At 61.5% G+C, this 19,384-nt stretch carries 15 protein-coding genes and 1 rRNA gene; 10 read left to right on the top strand and 6 right to left on the bottom strand.

What is annotated here, in order from left to right; all coding sequences use genetic code 11:
- Positions 1–56: 56 nt before the first annotated feature.
- A complete protein-coding gene (locus tag BMY29_RS18330; RefSeq protein WP_049989102.1) occupies positions 57–1,289 on the bottom strand; it encodes a Zn-dependent hydrolase in 1,233 nt (410 codons plus the stop codon).
- Between the two features lie 125 nt (positions 1,290–1,414).
- On the opposite strand from BMY29_RS18330, the gene BMY29_RS18325 reads away from it, so the two are divergent.
- Together BMY29_RS18325 and BMY29_RS18320 are read left to right on the top strand one after the other, a co-directional pair.
- Entirely contained in the window at positions 1,415–3,052 is a 1,638-nt protein-coding gene (locus BMY29_RS18325) for an N-acyl-D-amino-acid deacylase family protein (protein WP_049989101.1), read from the top strand.
- Positions 3,053–3,242: 190 nt separating this feature from the next.
- Positions 3,243–4,280, top strand: a complete 1,038-nt coding sequence (locus tag BMY29_RS18320) for an LLM class flavin-dependent oxidoreductase (protein WP_049989100.1) — start codon at positions 3,243–3,245, stop codon at positions 4,278–4,280.
- A gap of 177 nt (positions 4,281–4,457) precedes the next feature.
- Here the strand turns inward: BMY29_RS18320 and thrC are convergent, their stop codons facing one another.
- Entirely contained in the window at positions 4,458–5,717 is a 1,260-nt protein-coding gene (thrC, locus tag BMY29_RS18315; protein ID WP_049989099.1) for a threonine synthase, read from the bottom strand.
- A 409-nt stretch (positions 5,718–6,126) separates the two neighbouring features.
- On the opposite strand from thrC, the gene BMY29_RS18310 reads away from it, so the two are divergent.
- Positions 6,127–7,857, top strand: a complete 1,731-nt coding sequence (locus BMY29_RS18310) for an NAD(+)/NADH kinase (RefSeq protein ID WP_049989098.1) — start codon at positions 6,127–6,129, stop codon at positions 7,855–7,857.
- A 42-nt stretch (positions 7,858–7,899) separates the two neighbouring features.
- Here the strand turns inward: BMY29_RS18310 and BMY29_RS18305 are convergent, their stop codons facing one another.
- Positions 7,900–9,264, bottom strand: a complete 1,365-nt coding sequence (locus BMY29_RS18305) for a dihydroorotase (protein ID WP_049989097.1) — start codon at positions 9,262–9,264, stop codon at positions 7,900–7,902.
- A 137-nt stretch (positions 9,265–9,401) separates the two neighbouring features.
- On the opposite strand from BMY29_RS18305, the gene BMY29_RS18300 reads away from it, so the two are divergent.
- The 7 genes from BMY29_RS18300 (at position 9,402) to BMY29_RS21500 (ending at position 16,666) form a co-directional block, all read left to right on the top strand.
- Positions 9,402–10,700, top strand: a complete 1,299-nt coding sequence (locus tag BMY29_RS18300) for an amidohydrolase family protein (protein ID WP_049989096.1) — start codon at positions 9,402–9,404, stop codon at positions 10,698–10,700.
- A 369-nt stretch (positions 10,701–11,069) separates the two neighbouring features.
- Entirely contained in the window at positions 11,070–11,732 is a 663-nt protein-coding gene (gene rdfA / locus BMY29_RS18295) for a rod-determining factor RdfA (RefSeq protein WP_049989095.1), read from the top strand.
- Positions 11,729–13,522 (top strand): archaea-specific SMC-related protein, encoded by a 1,794-nt coding sequence (locus tag BMY29_RS18290; protein ID WP_049989094.1) that lies wholly within the window; start codon positions 11,729–11,731, stop codon positions 13,520–13,522. The genes rdfA and BMY29_RS18290 overlap by 4 nt, the downstream gene beginning before the upstream one ends.
- A 193-nt stretch (positions 13,523–13,715) precedes the next feature.
- Positions 13,716–13,898 (top strand): hypothetical protein, encoded by a 183-nt coding sequence (locus BMY29_RS18285; RefSeq protein ID WP_049989093.1) that lies wholly within the window; start codon positions 13,716–13,718, stop codon positions 13,896–13,898.
- 169 nt (positions 13,899–14,067) lie between these two features.
- Positions 14,068–14,994: a DUF8073 domain-containing protein gene (locus tag BMY29_RS18280; protein ID WP_049989092.1), complete on the top strand. Its 927-nt coding sequence runs from the start codon at positions 14,068–14,070 to the stop codon at positions 14,992–14,994.
- A 559-nt stretch (positions 14,995–15,553) separates the two neighbouring features.
- A complete protein-coding gene (locus BMY29_RS18270; protein ID WP_049989204.1) occupies positions 15,554–15,736 on the top strand; it encodes a 30S ribosomal protein S17e in 183 nt (60 codons plus the stop codon).
- Positions 15,737–16,180: 444 nt separating this feature from the next.
- Entirely contained in the window at positions 16,181–16,666 is a 486-nt protein-coding gene (locus BMY29_RS21500; RefSeq protein WP_241471248.1) for a hypothetical protein, read from the top strand.
- A 99-nt stretch (positions 16,667–16,765) separates the two neighbouring features.
- Here the strand turns inward: BMY29_RS21500 and BMY29_RS18260 are convergent, their stop codons facing one another.
- From BMY29_RS18260 to rrf, 3 genes are all read right to left on the bottom strand, one after another.
- The gene (locus BMY29_RS18260; protein WP_241471247.1) at positions 16,766–17,422 is read right to left on the bottom strand and encodes a nucleotidyltransferase family protein; all 657 of its coding nucleotides are present in this window, start codon (positions 17,420–17,422) and stop codon (positions 16,766–16,768) included.
- Complete coding sequence (locus BMY29_RS21620; protein WP_049989088.1) at positions 17,419–18,645, bottom strand: molybdopterin molybdotransferase MoeA; 1,227 nt, start codon at positions 18,643–18,645, stop codon at positions 17,419–17,421. Before BMY29_RS21620 ends, BMY29_RS18260 begins: the two co-directional genes overlap by 4 nt.
- A 425-nt stretch (positions 18,646–19,070) precedes the next feature.
- Positions 19,071–19,192 (bottom strand): 5S ribosomal RNA (rrf, locus tag BMY29_RS18250).
- Positions 19,193–19,384 lie beyond the last annotated feature (192 nt).

Below are 19,384 nucleotides of genomic sequence, written 5' to 3'. Positions count from 1 at the left end.
ATTAAAATGATTGCTACTGTTGACGACGGACTCGCCGCGCCGATCGAGGATGCGACTCAGGCGGTGGCTTGCTTTCGCACGGCACGAAGGAGGACCTCCGCACCAGTGACGACGTCCTCCCATTCGGTATACTCGCTCTCTCGATGGCTAATGCCGTCGACGCTCGGGACGAAAATCATGCTCGTGGGTGCGATCTTGTTGAGGTAATTAGCGTCGTGACCCGCACCGCTAACGAGCCGCGTGTACTCGCAGCCGGCTTCGTCGGCCGCTTCCGCTACGGTCTCGATGCATTCGTCGTCGAACGGATCCGCGTCGACGCGCATGATCTCTTCGAACTCGTACTCGAGTCCCTCCCGTTCGGCGGCCCACGCGATTTCGTCCTGAACGCGTTCGACGGCTGCGTCGACGACCGCGTTGTCGTAGGAGCGGCAGTCGATGGTGAACTCGACGCGTTCGGGAATAACGTTGATCGAATTCGGCCAGACGTCGACGCTGCCGACCGTCCCGACGAGATCCGTTCCTTCGGTGGCCGTGATCTCGCGGACGGCCTTCGTCACGTCCGCCGTGGCGACGAACGCGTCGCGGCGCATGGTCATCGGCGTCGGACCGGCGTGGTTCGCCTGGCCTTCGAACGCGACGTTCATCCACGAAAACCCAAAGACGCCTTCGACGACGCCGACGCTCAGGTCGGCTTGCTCGAGGAACGGCCCCTGCTCGACGTGCAGTTCGAAGTAGCAGTGGAGGTCGCCCGGCTCACAGGGATCCTCACCCTTGTATCCGATGCGTTCGAGTTCGTCGCCGAATCGCTTCCCGTCCTTGTCCTCGCGCCGGTAGGCGTACTCGAGATCGAAGACGCCGGTGTAGACGCCGCTCCCGAGCATGTCCGGCTGAAAGCGAACGCCCTCCTCGTTGCTCCACGCGACGATCTCGAGCGGCCGGTCCGTCTCGATCCCGGCGTCGGTCAACGCTTCGATCGCTTCGAGCGCGCCGAGGACGCCGACGACGCCGTCGTATCGGCCGCCGTTGTACTGGCTGTCGACGTGCGAGCCGAAGAGGACGGTCGACGCGTCCGGGTCGCGTCCCTCGCGCCGGCCGAAAATATTGCCCATCTCGTCGATGCGCACGTCGAGTTCCGCCTCGCGAAACCACTCGACCAGCGTATCCCGTGCCGCTTTGTTTTCGTCGGAGAGGGTCGGTCGGTCGACGCCGCCGGCGTCGGTCGCTCCGATCTCGTTGAATTCGTCGAACCGCTGTCGAAACCGCTGCTCGTCGATCGTCACGTCTGCCATGGCACCACACACCGGATCGACAGTCTTTAACATTCCGGCGTCAGTCGGGACGACTGATCGATCGCGGGATATGCGGGAGTGAGACGACCAAAAGAATCAAATCTCCATTACACGATACGATCGGTATGCCGTCTGTTAGCACGGGATCGCTAGAGTTCCGCAACGCCCGGGTCCTCGACGGGAGCGGCGGCGATGCGTTCACCGCCCACGTCCTCGTCGCCGACGGACGAATCCGTCGCATCGCTCCGGAGCCCGCCGGCGCCGACCGCGAAGTCGACCTCGACGGGGCGTACCTGGCTCCCGGGTTCATAGACATGCACGCTCACTCCGAGCTCCGCCTCTTCGACAAGCCCGACGCGGCCGAAAAGGTGACGCAGGGCGTAACGACGGAGGTGCTCGGACAAGACGGGGTCAGCGTCGCGCCGGTTCCGGCGGCCCTCACGGGGGAGTGGGCGAGCCGGATTCAGTCGCTCGACGGGACGATCGACGAGCCCTGGCCGTGGACGACCGTCGAGGGGTACCTCGACGAGTTAGCGGACGCCGACCCGGCCGTCAACTGCGCCTTCTACGCCCCGCACGGCAACCTGCGGTCGCTGCTGGCCGGGTTCGACGATCGCCCGCTCGACGGCGACGAACTCGAGACGCTCCGGGACGAACTCGCGGCGGCTGTGGAAGCGGGCGCGTTCGGACTGTCGAAGGGAATGATCTACCCCCCGAGCTCCTACGGTCGCGATACCGAATTCGAAGCGCTCGCGGAGACGCTCGGCGAGTATGACTCGTTTATGATTTCGCACGTCTGGAACGAAACCGATTACGTCGTCGAATCCGTCGAGCGGTTCCTCGATATCTGTTACCGCGGCGGGTGCGACGCTCACGTCTCGCACCTCAAAGTCGGGGGAGAGCAAAACTGGGGCGACTCCGAAGCGGTCCGCTCCCTGTTCGACGACGCCGAGGCGCGCGGCCAGCGTGTCTCCTTCGATCAGTATCCCTACACGGCGGGATCGACGATGCTCACGGCGCTGTTACCGCCGTGGGCGCGCCGAGGCGAGACGGAAGCGATACTCGATCGGCTCGCCGACGATGCGACGCGGACCCGCATCGCCGCGGACATCGACGAACCAGGCGACTGGGAAAATCTCGCCCGGGCGGCCGGCACGTGGGAGAACATCTTGGTTACGCGAACGGCGAGCGGGACGCACCAGGGCGAGACGATCGCGGAGATCGCGGCCGACCGCGACCGCGAGCCCGTGGACGCGATGTGTGACCTCCTCGTCGAAGAGCAACTCGACGTGACGATGGCCGACTTCATCATGTCCGAGGACGACATCGAGCGGTTCCTCGCCGATCCGCGGGGGACGTTCTGCAGCGACGGTATTTTCGGCGGAAAACCGCATCCGCGTGCGATCGGCACGTTCCCGCGGATTCTGGAACGGTACGTCCGGGAACGAGAGGTGCTGTCGCCCGAACTCGCGGCGTACAAAGCGGCGGGGCGCCCTGCAGATCTCCTGGGTCTTCCCGATCGCGGTTACGTCAAAGAGGGCTACGTCGCGGATTTAGTGGCGTTCGACCTGGACGACATCGTCGAGCGACCGACGTACGAATCACCGTACCGGTTGACGGAGGACTTCGAGTACGTGCTGGTCGGCGGCCGGATCGCCGTCGAGAGCGGCGAACCGACGGGCGTTCGAAACGGCGCCGTGCTCCGCTCGGTCGACGAGTGGGACGGCCCGGCGCGACCCCCTCGTTCCCGCCGCGCGTTCTGAAGTTCAGGATCACGGCCGACAGGCGTGTGGCACATTTACATTCGGAGATCGGCGTCGATCAGTCTCCACGCACCGGCGTTCGATAGCTGCCCGAGAGACTCCAGAGAGAGCGTTCGAACGCCGAAGTGAGTTGTATGCCACCATTCCCCACAATTATTTATCACTTGAAATGCTATTTGTGGTCGATTCCATGAGCTACAGTCACGTGGCAAGCGATGGGAGCGACAGAGTCGGCCTGTACCTTCAGGATAAACACTCGATTCGGGAGAACATGGAGCTGGTCCAGTACGCCGAAGAGCGAGGGTTCGACGAGGTCTGGCAGGCCGAATCTCGGCTCGCGCGCGACGCCATCACCCCGATGGCCGCGTACGCCGCCGTCACCGACGACATCAAGATCGGGTCCGGCGTCATCAACAACTGGACGAGAAATACCGCCCTCATCGCGCAGACGATGAGCACGCTCGAGGAGCTGGCGGGTCCGGATCGGATCATGTGCGGAATCGGCGCCTGGTGGGATCCGCTGGCCGAAAAGGTCGGGGTCGATCGATCGAACTCCCTTCGGGCGATGCGCGAGTGCGTCGAGGTCACGAAGCAGCTTCTCGACATGGAAAACGTGACCTACGACGGCGAACACGTCAACGTCCGTGACATCGAACTCGACGTCGTCCACGGCGACTCCGGACCGCGGACCGTCCCCGTCTTCGTCGGGGCCACCGGCTTCAAGATGCTAGAACTGACCGGGCACTTCGCCGACGGCGCTCTCCTGAACTATCTCGTCAGCCCCGAGTACAACCAGAAGGCGCTCGATGCGCTCCAGACCGGACTGGATCGGTCGGACCGGTCCCTCGAGGACATCGATCGACCGCAACTCGTCGTCTGTTCGATGGACCACGACGAGGAGAAGGCGCTGGACAACGCGCGAGAGCTGATCACCCAGTACCTCGGACAGCAACCGCACATCATGAAGGCGAGCGGCGTGAGTCAGGACCTCATCGACGAGGTCGGCGAGGCGATCGGCGGCTGGCCGGCGGACAAGGATGATATTCAGGAGGGAATGGAGCTAATCCCGGACGAAGTCGTCCACAAACTGACCGCGAGCGGCCGACCGGAGCAGTGTCGCGAGAAAGTCCGAGAGTACGCCGAGAACGGCTGTCTCTGTCCGATCCTGTATCCGCTCGGTGACGATCCGAAGCTCATGATCGACGAGTTTGCCGACGGATACCGCTGAGCGCTGCCTGACGCGCAGTTCGGGTACTCGCTCCTTGTTTTCGGTTCGGCCTCCGCTTCGAACCGGTCCCGCGGTCGAATCGCGATTCGGCCGCTGATCGCGGAAAGAATGGCTGCCGAGACGACTCCGTCGGCCGGAAAACGGCGAAGGAGCGCACTGACGCTTTCCTCGCGGCGCTCAGTCGTCGGCCGCAGCGGGCTCCGCCGCGTCGTACCGCTGCTCCACTTCCGCGATCTCGGGATCGATCCGCACGACGTCACCGGTGGCGCGTTTCGCGCTCTCGGTGTCTTTCAGTCCGAACCCGGTCGAGTTGACGACCACCGTCTCGTCGGCGTCGATGACACCCTCCTCGAGGGCGCGCTTGACCCCGGCGAGCGGCGTTGCGCCGGCCGGTTCGGTGTAAATTCCCTCGGTGCTTCCCAACAGTTTCTCGGCCTCGAGAATCTCCTCGTCGGTGACGAGCAGCGACGTGCCGCCGCTCTCCTCGAGCGCCCGACAGGCTTTGATCGTGTTCCGCGGTCGGCCGACTGCGATACTGTCGGCCAGCGTGGTGGCGATCTCGTCGACGTCGTCGTGGTTATGGAACGCGTCGTGGATCGCGGACGCGCCTTCCGCCTGGACGCCGAGCATTTTCGGCGTGTCCTCGACGTAATCCAGGTCGTAAAACTCGCGGAATCCTTTCCAGGCGCCGGCGATCGTACAACCGTCCCCCATCGAGAATACGACCCAGTCGGGGACCTCCCCGCGAACCGACGACTGTTCGGCGAGTTCGTGGCCGACTGTACGTTTCCCTTCGACCTGGAACGGATTGATCGCCGCGTTGCGGTTGTACCAGCCGTACTCGTCGGTGACCTCGACGCTCAGATCGTACGCTTCGTCGTACGAGCCGTTGACGGCGAGCACGTCGGCGCCGTAGACCAACGGCTGTGCGAGCTTTCCCGAGGGGGCGTCGCCGGGGACGAAAATTCGACAGTCGAGGCCGCCTCGGGCGGCGTAGCCCGATAACGAGGCCGCCGCGTTTCCGGTCGAGGCGCACGTGATGATGTCTCGTCCGGCGTGTTTCGCCTTCGTTACCGCGATGGAACTCGCGCGGTCTTTGAAGCACCCGGTCGGATTCCGGCCGTCGTCTTTGACGAGCGTCTCGACGCCCAGTTCCTCGCTGAGGTTCGGCGCGTCGAAGAGATCAGTCCCGCCCTCGTTGAGCGTCACGACGTCGGCGTCGTCGTCGACCGGGAGGAACGCTTCGTACTTCCACTGGCTGGAAATGCGGCCGTCGAGGTCGGCGTCGAAGTTGTCGTGGATGACGTCGTAATCGTACGTCACCTCGAGGATCCCTTTGACCCCCTCGTGTTCCGGACACGTGTAGATGATTTGGTCCGGATCGTACTCTCTCTCGCAAATGGTACACTCGAGCGTGGTAACGTGCTCCATCGCCATAGAGCGTACAAAGTCGGGATCTCACATAAATACTCGCCCCGTGAAAACATCCCTCACACCCTGACTTGTGCTCGCGTATACGCTGCGTGCATCGAACGGACGATGCATTGCCGAATCGTTCTCGGCCGGGACGCGGACGCAGCGACGCGTACCGCTCCGTTCCCGCGCAGACGCACTCCGAGCCCGATCGCGGATCTGGTCCTACCGAACGGTCGTCGCGTTTGGAAACGGGGCACATTTCGTGGAAGACGACACGGGAGACGCCACATCGGCCGCAACGAGTCCCACACCGCCCAATTTTTATAAGAGAAGACGGCATCGGGTTGGTCAGGTGCTAACTATACGCAAGCGCGTCCGCCGACGCCGATAGCCAGGCGGACCGGAACAACGGTTAGCATCGGATCCAGCTATGATCGGAAGACGGTTAGCCACGACGGAAGAGATACTCGTCCTCGTCAGTCCGGACAGCGACGAGGAACTGCGAACTGTCGAACAGTGGGGGCGGTCGCACGACGTTCCCGTCCACGCCGTCGGCGTCGGCGAGGACATCGATCCGGTCTACGATCCCGGAACGGAGTACCTCGGCGTCACGCTCGGCGGCGATGGAACGTACCTCGAAGGAGTGCGCCAGTTCAGCCCCAAGCAAATCCCCATTCTCGGCGTGAACGCCGGCACGCTCGCGTTTCTCGCGAGTGTCTCGCCGGGGGACCTCACCGATGCGCTCGAGGAGGCAGTCCGCGGAACGGCCCGGATCGATCAGCGACAGCAGTTACACGTCGACGCCGCCGACGTCGATTGCACCGGGATCAACGACGTGATGATCGAACACGTCCCGCCGGAAAACCCGGTCGACCGCAAGATAACGAGGCTCGAGGTGTTCGCCGACGAGGAGTTCATCGGCCAATACGAGGGGAGCGGACTCGCCGTTTCGACGCCGACCGGATCGACCGGCATCTCCCTGTCGGCCGGCGGGCCGATCCACTACCCGCGGAACAACGAATCGCTCCAGATCGTACCGCTGCACACGCACCGGCTCGGCGTCCGACCGCTCGTCGTCGACGCCGAAACGACGATCAGAGTCGTTTCCGCGGGACCGGCGAACCTGCTCGTCGACGGCGGGCGCGCACAGGCGACCCTCGAAGAAGACGCGACGGTTACGATCGAAGGTGCCGAAACGCCCGCGTTCGTCGTTACCACGAGTTACGACGACGACTTCTTCACGTCCGTCTCCGAGAAGTTGGGCTGGGGCGTTCGCGACGGCAACGCGGACGTCGGCTCGAAGCGGGTCCGAACCCGAACCCAAACACGCGAGCCTCCGCACGAAGACGTGCGTTCCAGCGCGCGACACGTCGCGAAAGAGGCCGCCCGCGCGGCCGGGCAACCGCTTCGCGAACTACACGGGCAGACGGAATCGATAGAGTACAAGACTGACAAGTCCGATATCGTTACCGAAGCCGACTACAAAGCCGAGAACATCATCACGACGGTCATCGAAAGCGAGTTTCCCGACCACGGAATCCGCTCCGAAGAGTCCGTCCAACGGCCGAGTGACGGCGAGTGCGAGCACACCTGGTTGATCGATCCGCTGGACGGCACCGGGAACTTCGCTCACGGCAACCCCAACTACTCGATCTCGATCGCGTTACTCGAAAACGACGACCCCGTCGTGGGCGTCGTTTACGCGCCCGAAACCGACGAGCTGTTCAGCGCGATCGCGGGCGACGGCGCGACCCTCAACGGCAACCCGCTCTCGACGACCGATCGGACCGCACTCGACGAGTGCATGCTGCTCTCGGGGTACGATCCCGACGGCACGTTCCTCTCGCACACCTATCACGAAGCGCGAGGGGTCCGTCGACTCGGCTCGGCCGCGCTCAATCTCTGTTACCTGGCGGCCGGAACGGTCGACGCCGTCTGGGAGTACGACACGTACCCCTGGGACGTGGCCGGCGGCCTCGTCATCGCCCGCGCGGCCGGCGCGACCGTGACGAACGCCGACGGACAGCCCTACGACCCGACCGCCGAGCTCGACGCGAGAAACGAACTGATCGGATCGAACGGACCGCTACACGAAACGCTGCTCTCTCACCTGAGCGACGCCGACGCGCTTCGAACCGCGACGACGGGCGCCACCGACTGATCGGGTTCCGAACCGGACGCCTGGCCCGCCGCTTACCTCCCCTCACTCGGCCGCCGCGCCTGGCCCTCGCGGGAGGAACGACCCGTCGCCTGATTCTGCCACGACGTCGTGATCGCGCGCGACGAGCTCACCGCCGGCGATGACGGTGTCGACGCGCGCGCTCCAGGTCCGGCCCTCGTACGGCGTCCAGTCGCCGTTGTACGCGAGCTCGTCCGCCGAAACCTCGTACGTTCGGTCCCGAACGAGGACGATATCGGCGTCCGTCCCCACCGCGAGCGAACCCTTTCGGGGATAGAGTCCGGCCTCCCGAGCCGGTCGCGCGCAGACGAGTTCGAGCAACCGCGGCCACGAGATTCGCCCCTCGTGAATGCCCTCGCTGACGAGGAATTCGAGCATCGTCTCGACGCCGGGCAACCCGGCGTACGGCTCCCAGATGTCGTCCCATCCTCGCTCGCGGTCGGCTCGGTGGGTCGGGAAGTGGTCCGTCGCCACGAGATCGATGGTCCCGTCGCGTACCGCCTGCCAGAGCCGATCGACCTCCGTCGGGGACTTCAGGCTCGGGTTGACCTTCAGGAAGGGGCCGAGCGACGACACGTCCTCGCGCGAAAACGCGAGATACTGCGGGCAGGTTTCGAGCGTGACCGGCACGCGTGCGCGGGACTTGAACCGGTCGCCGATCGCAGCGCCGCTCCCGCTCGTAACGTGAACGACGTGGAGCGGACAGCCGGTGCGCTCCGCGAACCACCCGACGCGACCGATTGCCTCGAGTTCCGCCTCGAGCGGCCTAGATCGGGGGTACAGCTCCGGATCCGTCCCCTCGAGATCGTCTCGGGCGCGATCGAGGATCGCTTGCGTCTCGCAGTGGACCCGAACCGTTCCGCCGGCGTCTCCGACCGCACTCATGAGGTCGAGGATCGTCCCGTCGTCGGCGCGGTACGGGTCCGCGGTAAATGTCTTGAAGTCGGGAACGCCGGCATCGATGAAGCCATCGACGTCGACTTCGCTCTCCTCGAAGTCCTCGAAGTTCCCCGCGACCAGGCCGAAATCAACGTGCGCGAGGTCCTCGCAGACGTCCCGTTTGGCACCGAGGTCGGCCGGAGTCGTGACCGGTGACTGCGTCGGTAATTCGACGACCGTCGTTACGCCGCCCGCCGCGGCGCTCTCGGTCTGCGTGGCGAAATCGATGTCGTCCGGAAACAGTTCCGGATCGTGCATGTGGGTGTGAACGTCGACCGCGCCGGGGAGTGCGACCATTCCGTCGGCCTGCACGACCGTCTCCGCATCGGCACTCGACACCGAAAGCGCGGGGCCGATTTCCGCGATCGCTCCGTTTTCGATCGCGATCGAACCGGGCCTGAGACCCGCGTTCGTAACGAGGCGTGCGTTTTCGACGAGACAATCGGTCATGGGTCACATTCTCACGCGGCACTCCCATAACAGTTCAGGTGCGTACGCCCCGCAACGGACCGGTAGAGCGAGAGACGATGGTCCGGCCGCCGTCGATCGGAGACAGGTTTTTGTGAATTGGCAGTGAGTCACACTGTGTGATACTCAATGCCGGGACGCTCGTCACGATGAACGACGAGCGCGAGGTCAGAGAGGAGGTACAGGTCACGGTGGAGAACGGCGAAATCGTCGAGATCGCGGACGGGTACGCCTCGGATCCGGACGCCGTGGACGCCAGAGACGACGTCGTGATCCCCGGGCTAGTCAACTGCCACACGCACATGTACGCGCTCCCGCTCCGCGGCGCTCCGATCTCGGCGTCGCCGCGAAGCTTCTACGAAGCGCTGGTCGACATCTGGTGGAAAGTAGACGAGGCGTTCACGACGGAGGACGCCCGCCTCTCGGCGCTCGGATCGTGCAAGGAAATGCTCGAGGGTGGAGTTACCGCGTTCTGCGACAACTACTCCGGACCGAACACCCTCCCGGGAGCGCTAGACGCCGTGGCGGAGGGCGTCGCCGAGACGCCGATTCGCGGTCTGATCGCGTTCGAGACGACCGCGCGAAACTCGCCGGACGAGGCGTTCGACGGAATCGAGGAAAACCAGCGGTTCGTTCGCGACCGGGAAAACGAATACGACCGCGTGACCGGCCACTACTGCCTTCACACGCTATTTACGAACCCCGACGAGGTCGTGCGAGAGTGCGTCGCTCGCGCAACCGACGACGACCGGCCGATCCAGATACACCTCGAAGAGGGGTTGGTGGACGTCCACGAATCGATCAGGGAGTACGGCGAGCGCCCCGTTCACGCGCTCGAATCGATGGGGTTCTTCGACGCGGACGTCATCGCCGCACACTGCGTTCACGCGACCGACGAGGAGATCGAGGTGCTCGGTGAGAACGACGTCGCCGTGGCGCACAATCCGTACTCGAATACGAACAACGCGGTCGGGATCGCAAACGTCGAGAAGATGCGAGAGGAGGGAATACCGATCGGAATCGGGGACGACGGGTGGGACCCGGACATGTTCGAAACGATGCGGACCGCCGTCGGTATTCACAAGTTGAAGAAGAACGATCCGAGCGGATTCGACATGGCGACCGCGCTGGAGTGGGCGACGATCGGCAGCGCGACCGTGATGGGGATGGACGATCGCATCGGCAGCATCGAAGCGGGGAAGCGAGGTGACTTCGTAACGCTCGATCTCGGACCGAACCCGGTTCGGCCGGAGAGCGCACCGTACTACGTCGTCAGCGCGGCGAGTCGCGCCGACGTTTCCCGGACGATCATCGACGGAGACATCGTCTACGAACGCAGTGAGGGTGTACACGCCGTAGACGATGCGGAGTTGAATGCGGTCGGGGCGGCAAGCGCCGACCTCTGGGAGCGGATCTAGCGGCGTTACATCGCGGAGCGGGTACGCGACATGAATCCCCGGACGCGACCGTTCCGGACTCGTTCGGGAAGCTACCCAGTACGACGTTCGGAGTCGGCGGTTCGTCTCGAGAGAGGGTGCGGGTCGTTTTCCGCCACGTCTCGGCCGGCATCCCGTTTGATGTATACCCTTAGGGTGTGTATTTGAGTGAAGTTCTGGCTCGGTGACCAGCGAATGAGCACGCATCATTTACACCCTTAGGGCGTATATTCCGGTTGCGGTTCGATTTCGACCGGAATTACGCAGTCTCGACGCCCCAGGGAGCCGTATTCGCTACGGTTCGTACACGCACAGTCAGTTTTATGTAGCGCCTTGCATTATTTTTGATACATGTCTCCCGATCCGGGCTGCAAGGTCGACGCGACGATCGATCGATACGGTCTCGAGTCAGCCGATCCGCGCCACGAGTCGCTGAATGCCGGCCTTCTCGCGCGCTGGCGAGGAACGGACGGCCACTCCGAAGTCGGTTATCGAACGATAACCGAGTGGTTCAACAAACGACTCCTCAAGCGCGTTTACGACGAGCAGGGTCGCGAATCGATCGAATCGCAGCTCGACGGCGACTACCAGGCGCTGACCGCTGACGACGAACTGGTACGCGAGGAAACGATCGAACGGCTATCTGCGGTCGGAATCGACGGCGAGCAGGTACACGGCGACATGGTTTCCTGGGGAACGATGAAAAAACACCTCACGGAATGTCTGAACGGGACTAAAGAGCGGGCGACCGCGCGCACGGACTGGGAACGCAACAGCATCGCCGTCGCACAGGAGGTCGTCATCGAGAAGGTCGACGAAGCACTCAGTTCGCTCGCGACCAAAGGGGAACTCGACGGCGTCTCCTCCTCGTCGGTCGAAGTACAGCTTCACTTACACTGCGACGAGTGTCCGACGCGGGTCCCGCTTACCGTCGCCGTGGAGCGGGGTTACGTCTGTGAGCGTCACAGCGATCGCGAGGGCGAGACGACCGAGAGCACGAACGAACAGTCATGACGTGGAAAATCGATATCGAGAACATCGCGGGCATTTACGACGGGAGCGCACGGCTCGAGACGGGCCTCAACGCGGTCAAAGGATCGAATTGGCAGGGCAAATCGAGTTTCATCGAAGCGATCAAAACGGGTCTCGGCACGGCGGCGACGCTGACGGAAGGGGAAGCGTCCGGACACGTTCATCTTCGAACCCCCGAGAAGGACGTCGAGGTAGCGCTCCGCAGCGCGAACGGCAGCGTGAGCACCGAGGGAACGCCGTACCTCGAGAGCGAGTACGACGTCGTTCGAGCCTCACTGTTCGCGTGTCTCGGCGAGCGAAACGAGGTTCGCCAGGCGGTTCGAGAAGGAGCAAACCTCGAAGACGTTCTTCTCCGCCCGCTCGATTTCCAGGATATCGATGCGCAGATCGCGGCGCTGAAGAGAGAGCGGGACCAGATCGATTCCGAACTGGCGCAGGCGAACGAGGCGAGCAAGCGACTCCCGTCGATCCAAGAGCGGGTCACGCAGCTCGAAACCGAAGTAGAAGAGCTCCGCGAACGACGGACGGACCTCTCAGCAGCAACGACCGACGACGAGGACCGCTCGGATTCGGTGCAGGGCGAACTCAGCCAGGCACAGGCGGAGCGCAGCCAGGCGGAAAGCCAAATCGAACGGCTCACGCAAGCGATCGAGCGAATCGAAACTCGGCTAGCGGAGCGGCGGTCGGAACTCGACGAAATCGTGATCGACGAAGACGACTCCGTCGAGGCTGAACTGGAAACCGCTCGCGAGGAACTCCGGGAGGTAAAGCAGGCTATCGACGTGTTGCAAAACGTCTACTCGGCTAACGAGATGATTCTCCAGGAGGACAAGCTCGACCTCATCACCGACGTCAATCGGGAGCTGACCGGCGATACCGTCGTCTGCTGGACGTGCGGTTCGGATGCGGATCGCGAGGCACTCGAGGAACGCCTCGACGCCCTTCGAGAGAAAATCAGCGAGCGGCGGGCGCAGCTCGAATCCCGTCGTGACCGCGTCGAAGAACTCGAGGCGCGGCGAGAGGAGCGCGCGCAAGCACGGCGCCGAAAGCGGGACGTGGAGACCGAAATCGAGGATCTCGAAGAGAAACTCGCCGATCGAAAACAGAGCCTCGAAGAGGCCCGGGAACGCTTCGATCGGGCGGACGAACGCGTCGAAGCGCTTAGCGAGTCGGTCGACGAAGCGGTCGATCAGATTACCGACGTCGAAAGCGAAATTAAATATCGGGAGGCGGAACTAGAAGACGCGCGGTCGGAACTCGAAGAGCTCGAATCGCGCGCTGAACAGATCGAACTCCTCAAGGACGAGCGCAACGAGATTCGGCGAGAAATCGAGGATCTCAGGTCCCGAAAGCAGGAAATCAAAAACCAAGCGCGAGAGGAGTTCACCGAGTCGATCCAGGAGATCGGCGAGCGCTTCGAAACCGGATTCGAGTCGGCCCACCTGACTGGGGATTTCGATCTCGTGGTGGCTCGGGACGGTCGCGAGGCGAGCCTCGACGCGCTGAGCGAGGGAGAACTCGAGTTGATCGGATTCATCGCAGCGCTCGCCGGATACGAGTCGTTCGACGTCGACGAGACGGTCCCCCTCATGCTCGTAGACGGCGTTGGAAGTCTCGCGGACGAGAACCTCCACACGCTCGTCGAGTACCTGGACGAGCGGACCGAATACCTCGTGTTCACCACGTATCCCGAACACTCGACGATCGACGGACAGACGATCGATCCGACGGAGTGGTCGGTTGCGAGCCGAGAGACGGCCGACGCGGAGTAATCCTCCGGAATCGATCGAATTCGACTTCAGTTCTCGATGTTCGGCGGATCGAATCGGAGGCCGGACGACACGTCGCGTGGCACAGCGCGGAATCGATCGTGATACTGTCCCCCGATTCCGGCTTCGTTTTTGATCCGCTGTCGGACCGCAAACAAAGTATTTATGCAATTTTCGATGGTATGTAGTCACGCTAATGGCGTCCGATCCGGAAGACGTGATGGACATCGGCAATCGGCTTCTCACGCAATACCCCGAGGCGTTCACGACCGAGTTCGATACGAACAAGGAAATTGTACAAAAGATGACGTATGTCGGTTCGACCCGCCTCCGAAACCGTATCGCCGGATACATCACTCGTCGAAAGCGCTCGTCCTAACGCGGCGATCGGAGAGATTCCTCGCGAGAACGCTTGACGTCTGCCGGTCCGCTCCCGTTGCTCGACGCCATCTCACGACTACGACGAACGACGGCTCGGAGCGCGAAAACAAGAGGCAAATATCACCCATTCGACCACACCATAGTGTGTGGTTGTGTAACAAACCCATATGTCGATCAGCGCCGCGATCGGGGAATTAGCCGAGATTCTGGCAGGTCTCGAGCGAACGGAGAAAGAAATCCGAAGCGTGGCTCTCGCAGAGACGGAGGTGGGAACGGAGGCCGTTACTGCCCGAGTGAACGTCGGCGTGCCGATACTAGACGAGGGCCACGTCAACGATGATATTACCATCGACGCCGCGAACGCGGACCTGACCGACGGACACGTCGACGTTACTCTCGAATTTTCGATACCGACTCGCGATAACGGTTCGCTGGATACCTACTCGTTCGGGGGGAACGCGAGCGGTGGAAAAGGGACCGTCACATCGGCGGCCGGAACTCCTCCGTACAAGGATCCGAAAGCGCTCGAAGCGGTATACCAAGAATACGACACGTTCACGGCGATGACCGCGGCACTCGACGTCGACGTCACGTCCGAAACGGTCCGGCGGTACATGATCAAACACGGCATACACGATCCGGAAGAAACGGCGGGCGAAAGAGACAGCCAATCGGACGACACCGAGGAGGGAACAGCATCGAATGCCGCGAACTCCGCAGATGAGGCTTCGGTGATGACGAGGGAACCGGACGCGAAACCGGACGAAGAAGCGAAGAAATCGGATTTCGGGGATCAGCGCGTAGCGGACCTTCTGGCAAGCGTCGATCTCGACGAGAACGACTCCCTCGTCGCTGACGGCCTCGGCGTTCCGCAGGGGCTGACCGTCGCCGAGCTAACGGCGGTGCTCGATCAGTCGAGGACGGTCTCCGAAGTCAAAACCGCACTCGGTCTCGATCACGATCAGACTCGGCGGTTGCTAGCCGAACTCGGAGTCATAGATCTCGTCACCGGAAGGATCACCGATCAGCGTGGCGAAATCACCCTCGAGGCGGTAGTGCAACGAATCCATGACGCGGATCCGACGGCTAACTGAATCTGGGTCTTCATAACTCATCGAATACAGAGGCGGCTTTGGCGTTCGCGTTTTCCGCGGCCCGCGAGTCGGCAGTCCCCTTCACGCAGTGACGTGATCGCTCGTTCTGGAATTCGTTACCGAAACGCGGTAGTAATCGGTGAACTTGACGACGTCCCACCGGGAGAACTCGGTCGCAACGTGAGACTCTACAGCGACCGGGACATCTTCGCGAACGATTCGAAAGAAATACGATTTCGCCTCCTCGGACAGTTCGTCGACGTGGCAAACGGTGGTCCTCGACGAAATCGATTCGATCGGGGAAACAGTGACTCGCAAGGGCATGACAGACTATACCATTCCATTGGTTCCTCCCTGTTCTAATCAAAATATCGGTAGCGGTAACCCCCTAGCGGATCCTTCGGTGTACGACAGCGTCTGCGAACAGACCGCGAGCACGTCGTCGAGAACTGTATTCAGTTCGTATACGAAGCGTTTACTCCAACGATCGAGAACGGGAATCGTAGTTGCGTCTCGCGCGGCAAACATTATTGTGTTTGGCATGAGTTATCACACCAAGATGTCCGACGACTCAGAGACCATCATTACAATCGGCGATACGCTCCTCGATCGGTATCCCGATGCGTTTTCAGCCGACTTCGAAGAGAACAAAACGAAAGTCGAGAAATTGACTCACGTCGAATCAAAGCGGGTACGGAACCGTATCGCAGGATATGTCACGCGACGATACACGAACGATTGATACGCCTGGCGCCGGCTTTGGATGGGAAAGGGAACGGAATCAGCCAGGTTCACAGCGATTTGGCAGATCAGGGACGTGGTGGCGGAGTAACAATTATGCGTGATAACACAGAGCATATACGCAATGGCTACGATCCGAATACGGGACTGGACGAAACAACGATTGGAGGAGCTTCAGGAAGAGGAATCGCATTCTTCTCACGATTCGGTTATTAAATCATTGCTGAAAGATCACGAATTGGCACAGTTTGCGAACGCTGCCACATCGAGCCAACAGCCGGAAGATGCCGACCAGTTACCCGAAGAAAAGCAATTCGACGATTTAACCGTATTCGATGAGCTGACGAACGTTGACAACGGAGTGCTGTTTCTTTGGTGTCCGAACTGCGGCAAAGAGATCGCACATCTCTCGGTCGAAAATCCGGTCGGAATACCGGTCTACGAGATGGAGTGCCAGCGCTGCCTTACGCGTCTCGATCAGTACGCGATCGTCGGGATCGAGATCGGGTACCCGATCGAACAGCGACTCGTCGACGACACGCTACAGGATGATCTCAAAGCGTGCGTGATCAATTACTGGGATCGGAAGCTCGAACAGCTGGCGACGGAGGTCACCGATGACGATATCGATCTCGACCACCTCGTTTGGCAATTCGGTCAGTACGTCCACACGTTCGACTGGGACTGGCCGACCGACGTCCCAGTCATCGGGATCGAGGTCGGGAAAACGTATCGTGACGAAGTGAGTGGAGACGTCCTCGAGGTCCTCGAGCGTGTCACCGAGAATCGAAACGAACTCGATTCGTACAGGATTCGGCGGTACAAGAGCGACGTGGAGAGCCCGGAAACGGAGATTTTGGGGAAAGAATCGCTCATGCCGCTTCTCTTCCGGCGAAGTCTGTACATCGACGAGGACGAACCCGAGCCATAGCGCGGCGCTCGGCAAGGGGAATTCCCGCTCTACCGTAGAGAGCGGAAGCGAAGCCGATACCGGGTCGAGAGATGGTCTCCGACCGTCTTCGACTATCGATCAGTCAGCATCGTACTCTCCGTTTTTCAGGTCCGTCGGCCGATCAATATCGCGGAGAACGCCGGGATCGGCCGTGTCGACGATCGCGGCATCGGGGGCGTTCCGAAGGATATCCCGTCCGCCGATATCCCCCGTTACGGAACCGAGCGCATCGAAGTGCTGCGAGTCGAACAACACCGGGTTTCCTCGGGACCCATCATACCCGGCCGCAAGCGCGGACCCGTCCCCCCGTTCGTAGCTCTCGACGAGCGCATCGACCGTTGTGGGTGAGACGTTCGGCATGTCTCCGAGACCGAAGATGACGGCGTCGGCGCTCGCCTCGCGAGCGGCTTCGATTCCTTCTCGTACCGACGCGCTCTGTCCCTGCTTGTAGGATCTGTTGTATCGAAACGCGACGTCGTACTCCCGAAGCGCCGCTCGAACGCGTTCGCGGTCGTGTCCGAGTACGACGGTCACGTTCGCGAGTCGGGACTCGACGAACGATGCCACTGCATGACAGACCAACGGGTCGCCGTCGATCAATTCCAGGAGTTTGTTCGACCTTCCGTACCGGCTGCTCGTCCCCGCTGCCAGAACGACACCGTGGATTGCGGTCGATTCGTTTGTCCCCTCTTCGACGGACGGCACATCGACGATGGGGGGCTCCTCGAACATCATTCGATCGCAGAATAGGGGACGACATCTACACGCTCATCCGCTGCGAGTGACGCCCGCGTGATCACGATCCCATCCGCCCGACTCGCACGCGTACTCGAGGACAGGACGCTCGGATCGAACTGCTCCTCGTAGATCCGAAGCGGCGAGTCGACGTGCCCGAGCGGCATTGCGCGTCGGTCCCCGTTTTCGTCGGTCACCGTTACGGGAACCGCGTACTCGAATCCGTCAGGACCGAGAGAGACCGCGCGTTCGAGCGTCGCCTTCACCGTCGGGGCTTTCGAGTCACCGGTGAAAAACGGCCGCATCACGAGACTGGCGACCGTGTGAGCGCCGATCGGTTTTCCGGGAATGGCGAAGACGACCGCTTCGTGGTCTGGAAGGCGAGCAACCGCGATCGGCTTCCCGGGGCGGATGCGAACGCGGTGAAACAGAACCGAACCGAGATCGGCCACTGCTCGAACGACGTGATCTTTGTGGCCGACACTTGTCCCCCCGGTCGTCACGACCACGTCGTATTCGCTCGCCAGGCGATCGATCGCCGACTTGACGCGATCGTACTCGTTGGGAACGGACCCCTCGTAAGTCGCTTCGTGGCCCCACGAACGGACGAGTCCGGCGAGCATGGGTGAATCGAGATCCCGCGATTTTCCCTCATGTATTTCCGTTCCCGTCGCGAGAACGCCGGTCGAAAATCGTTCGACGACATCGATACGCTCGTGTCCCAAATCGCTCAAGAGAATTGCGTCCTTGGCCGAGAGCCGATCACCGAATTCGAAAAGAACGTCACCTTCGCTAATATTACTTCCGCGTTCGTACGTGTACGTCCCAGGTTCGATGTCCGGTCCTCGTACTACTCCGTCGTCGATGGACGCGTCTTCGCGTTTTAACACTGCATTCGCTTCTTCGGGGATCGGTGCTCCCGTTGCGACCCGGATCGCTTCCCCCGATTGTAGGGAGGGTGGTTCGTCTTCCGGATAGACCTCACGGCTACCAAGGGTCAAGGGATACGCGTCGGTGACATCGAACGCGAATCCGTCCATCGTCGCAAAATCGTGCTCGGGAACGTCACGGGCAGCAACGATCGGTTCAGCTATGACTCGTCCGGAAATCGAATCGATGGAAACCGACTCGGATTCGAGCGACGAAAGGAACGTGTATCGAAGGTCCAAGACCTGTTCCGAAGCGCTTTCTCTCCAGAGGAAGTCCTCGTTATTACACCCCATAGATACGGTATTTCGTACCACGTGTTAAAACACTGTGTGTCTTCGTGAGAACGGTCTGTTGTGGCTTCGTATTCGTACAGCATCGCTGGCAGGACGTGATCCATTCAAGAGCAATAAATTACCACTTTCAGTAGGGCGTATTCCGGTGATTGTGATTTAGCCAGATTACGTTCCGACTGTAATCCCGTCAATTATTATTATTTTACCTTGGTGGCAAATTTGATGTTATCTAGTAATATATTATTACATTGGAAGGTATGTAAAGCAGAGAGATCAGGCAGCAGTTCGCCGTCGGCTGCACGAGCGCAACGTGTACTGCTACCAGGATCTTCCCAAGACAGTAAAATAATATTGCAAATATGCAAAAACCCCTCACGGCCACCGGAGCGGTGGCTGGCGAGGGGGAATGGATGGAGAGTATGAGTGGATGGCGGCGAATCGGAGTTTCCAGAGGCTCGCGCACTCCAGTACTGGCCGATACGCAGGCGGGCTTATCGTCCGTGTTCGGGATGGGTACGGGAGGAACCCCGCCGCTGTGGCCGCCTCAATGCCGATTCACGGAATCGAACCGTGAGTAGACCATAATCGGTGGTGTGTCAAAGACCGTAGTGTACGTGTAGTCCAGTTCGCGCCTGGACCCGTTTCCGGGTACCAGATCCAATGCGATGTAGTGTATGAGTGTGTGGCTCGATCAGTTAGTGCTCGCGGGCTCAACACCTCGTTGCCTTGGTGCGTACAC

The organism is Natrinema salifodinae (assembly GCF_900110455.1).
GTDB classification, from domain to species: Archaea; Halobacteriota; Halobacteria; order Halobacteriales; family Natrialbaceae; genus Natrinema; species Natrinema salifodinae.
The sequence above is the reverse complement of the archived record's forward strand: the minus strand, read 5'-3'. Positions and strand labels throughout refer to the sequence as shown.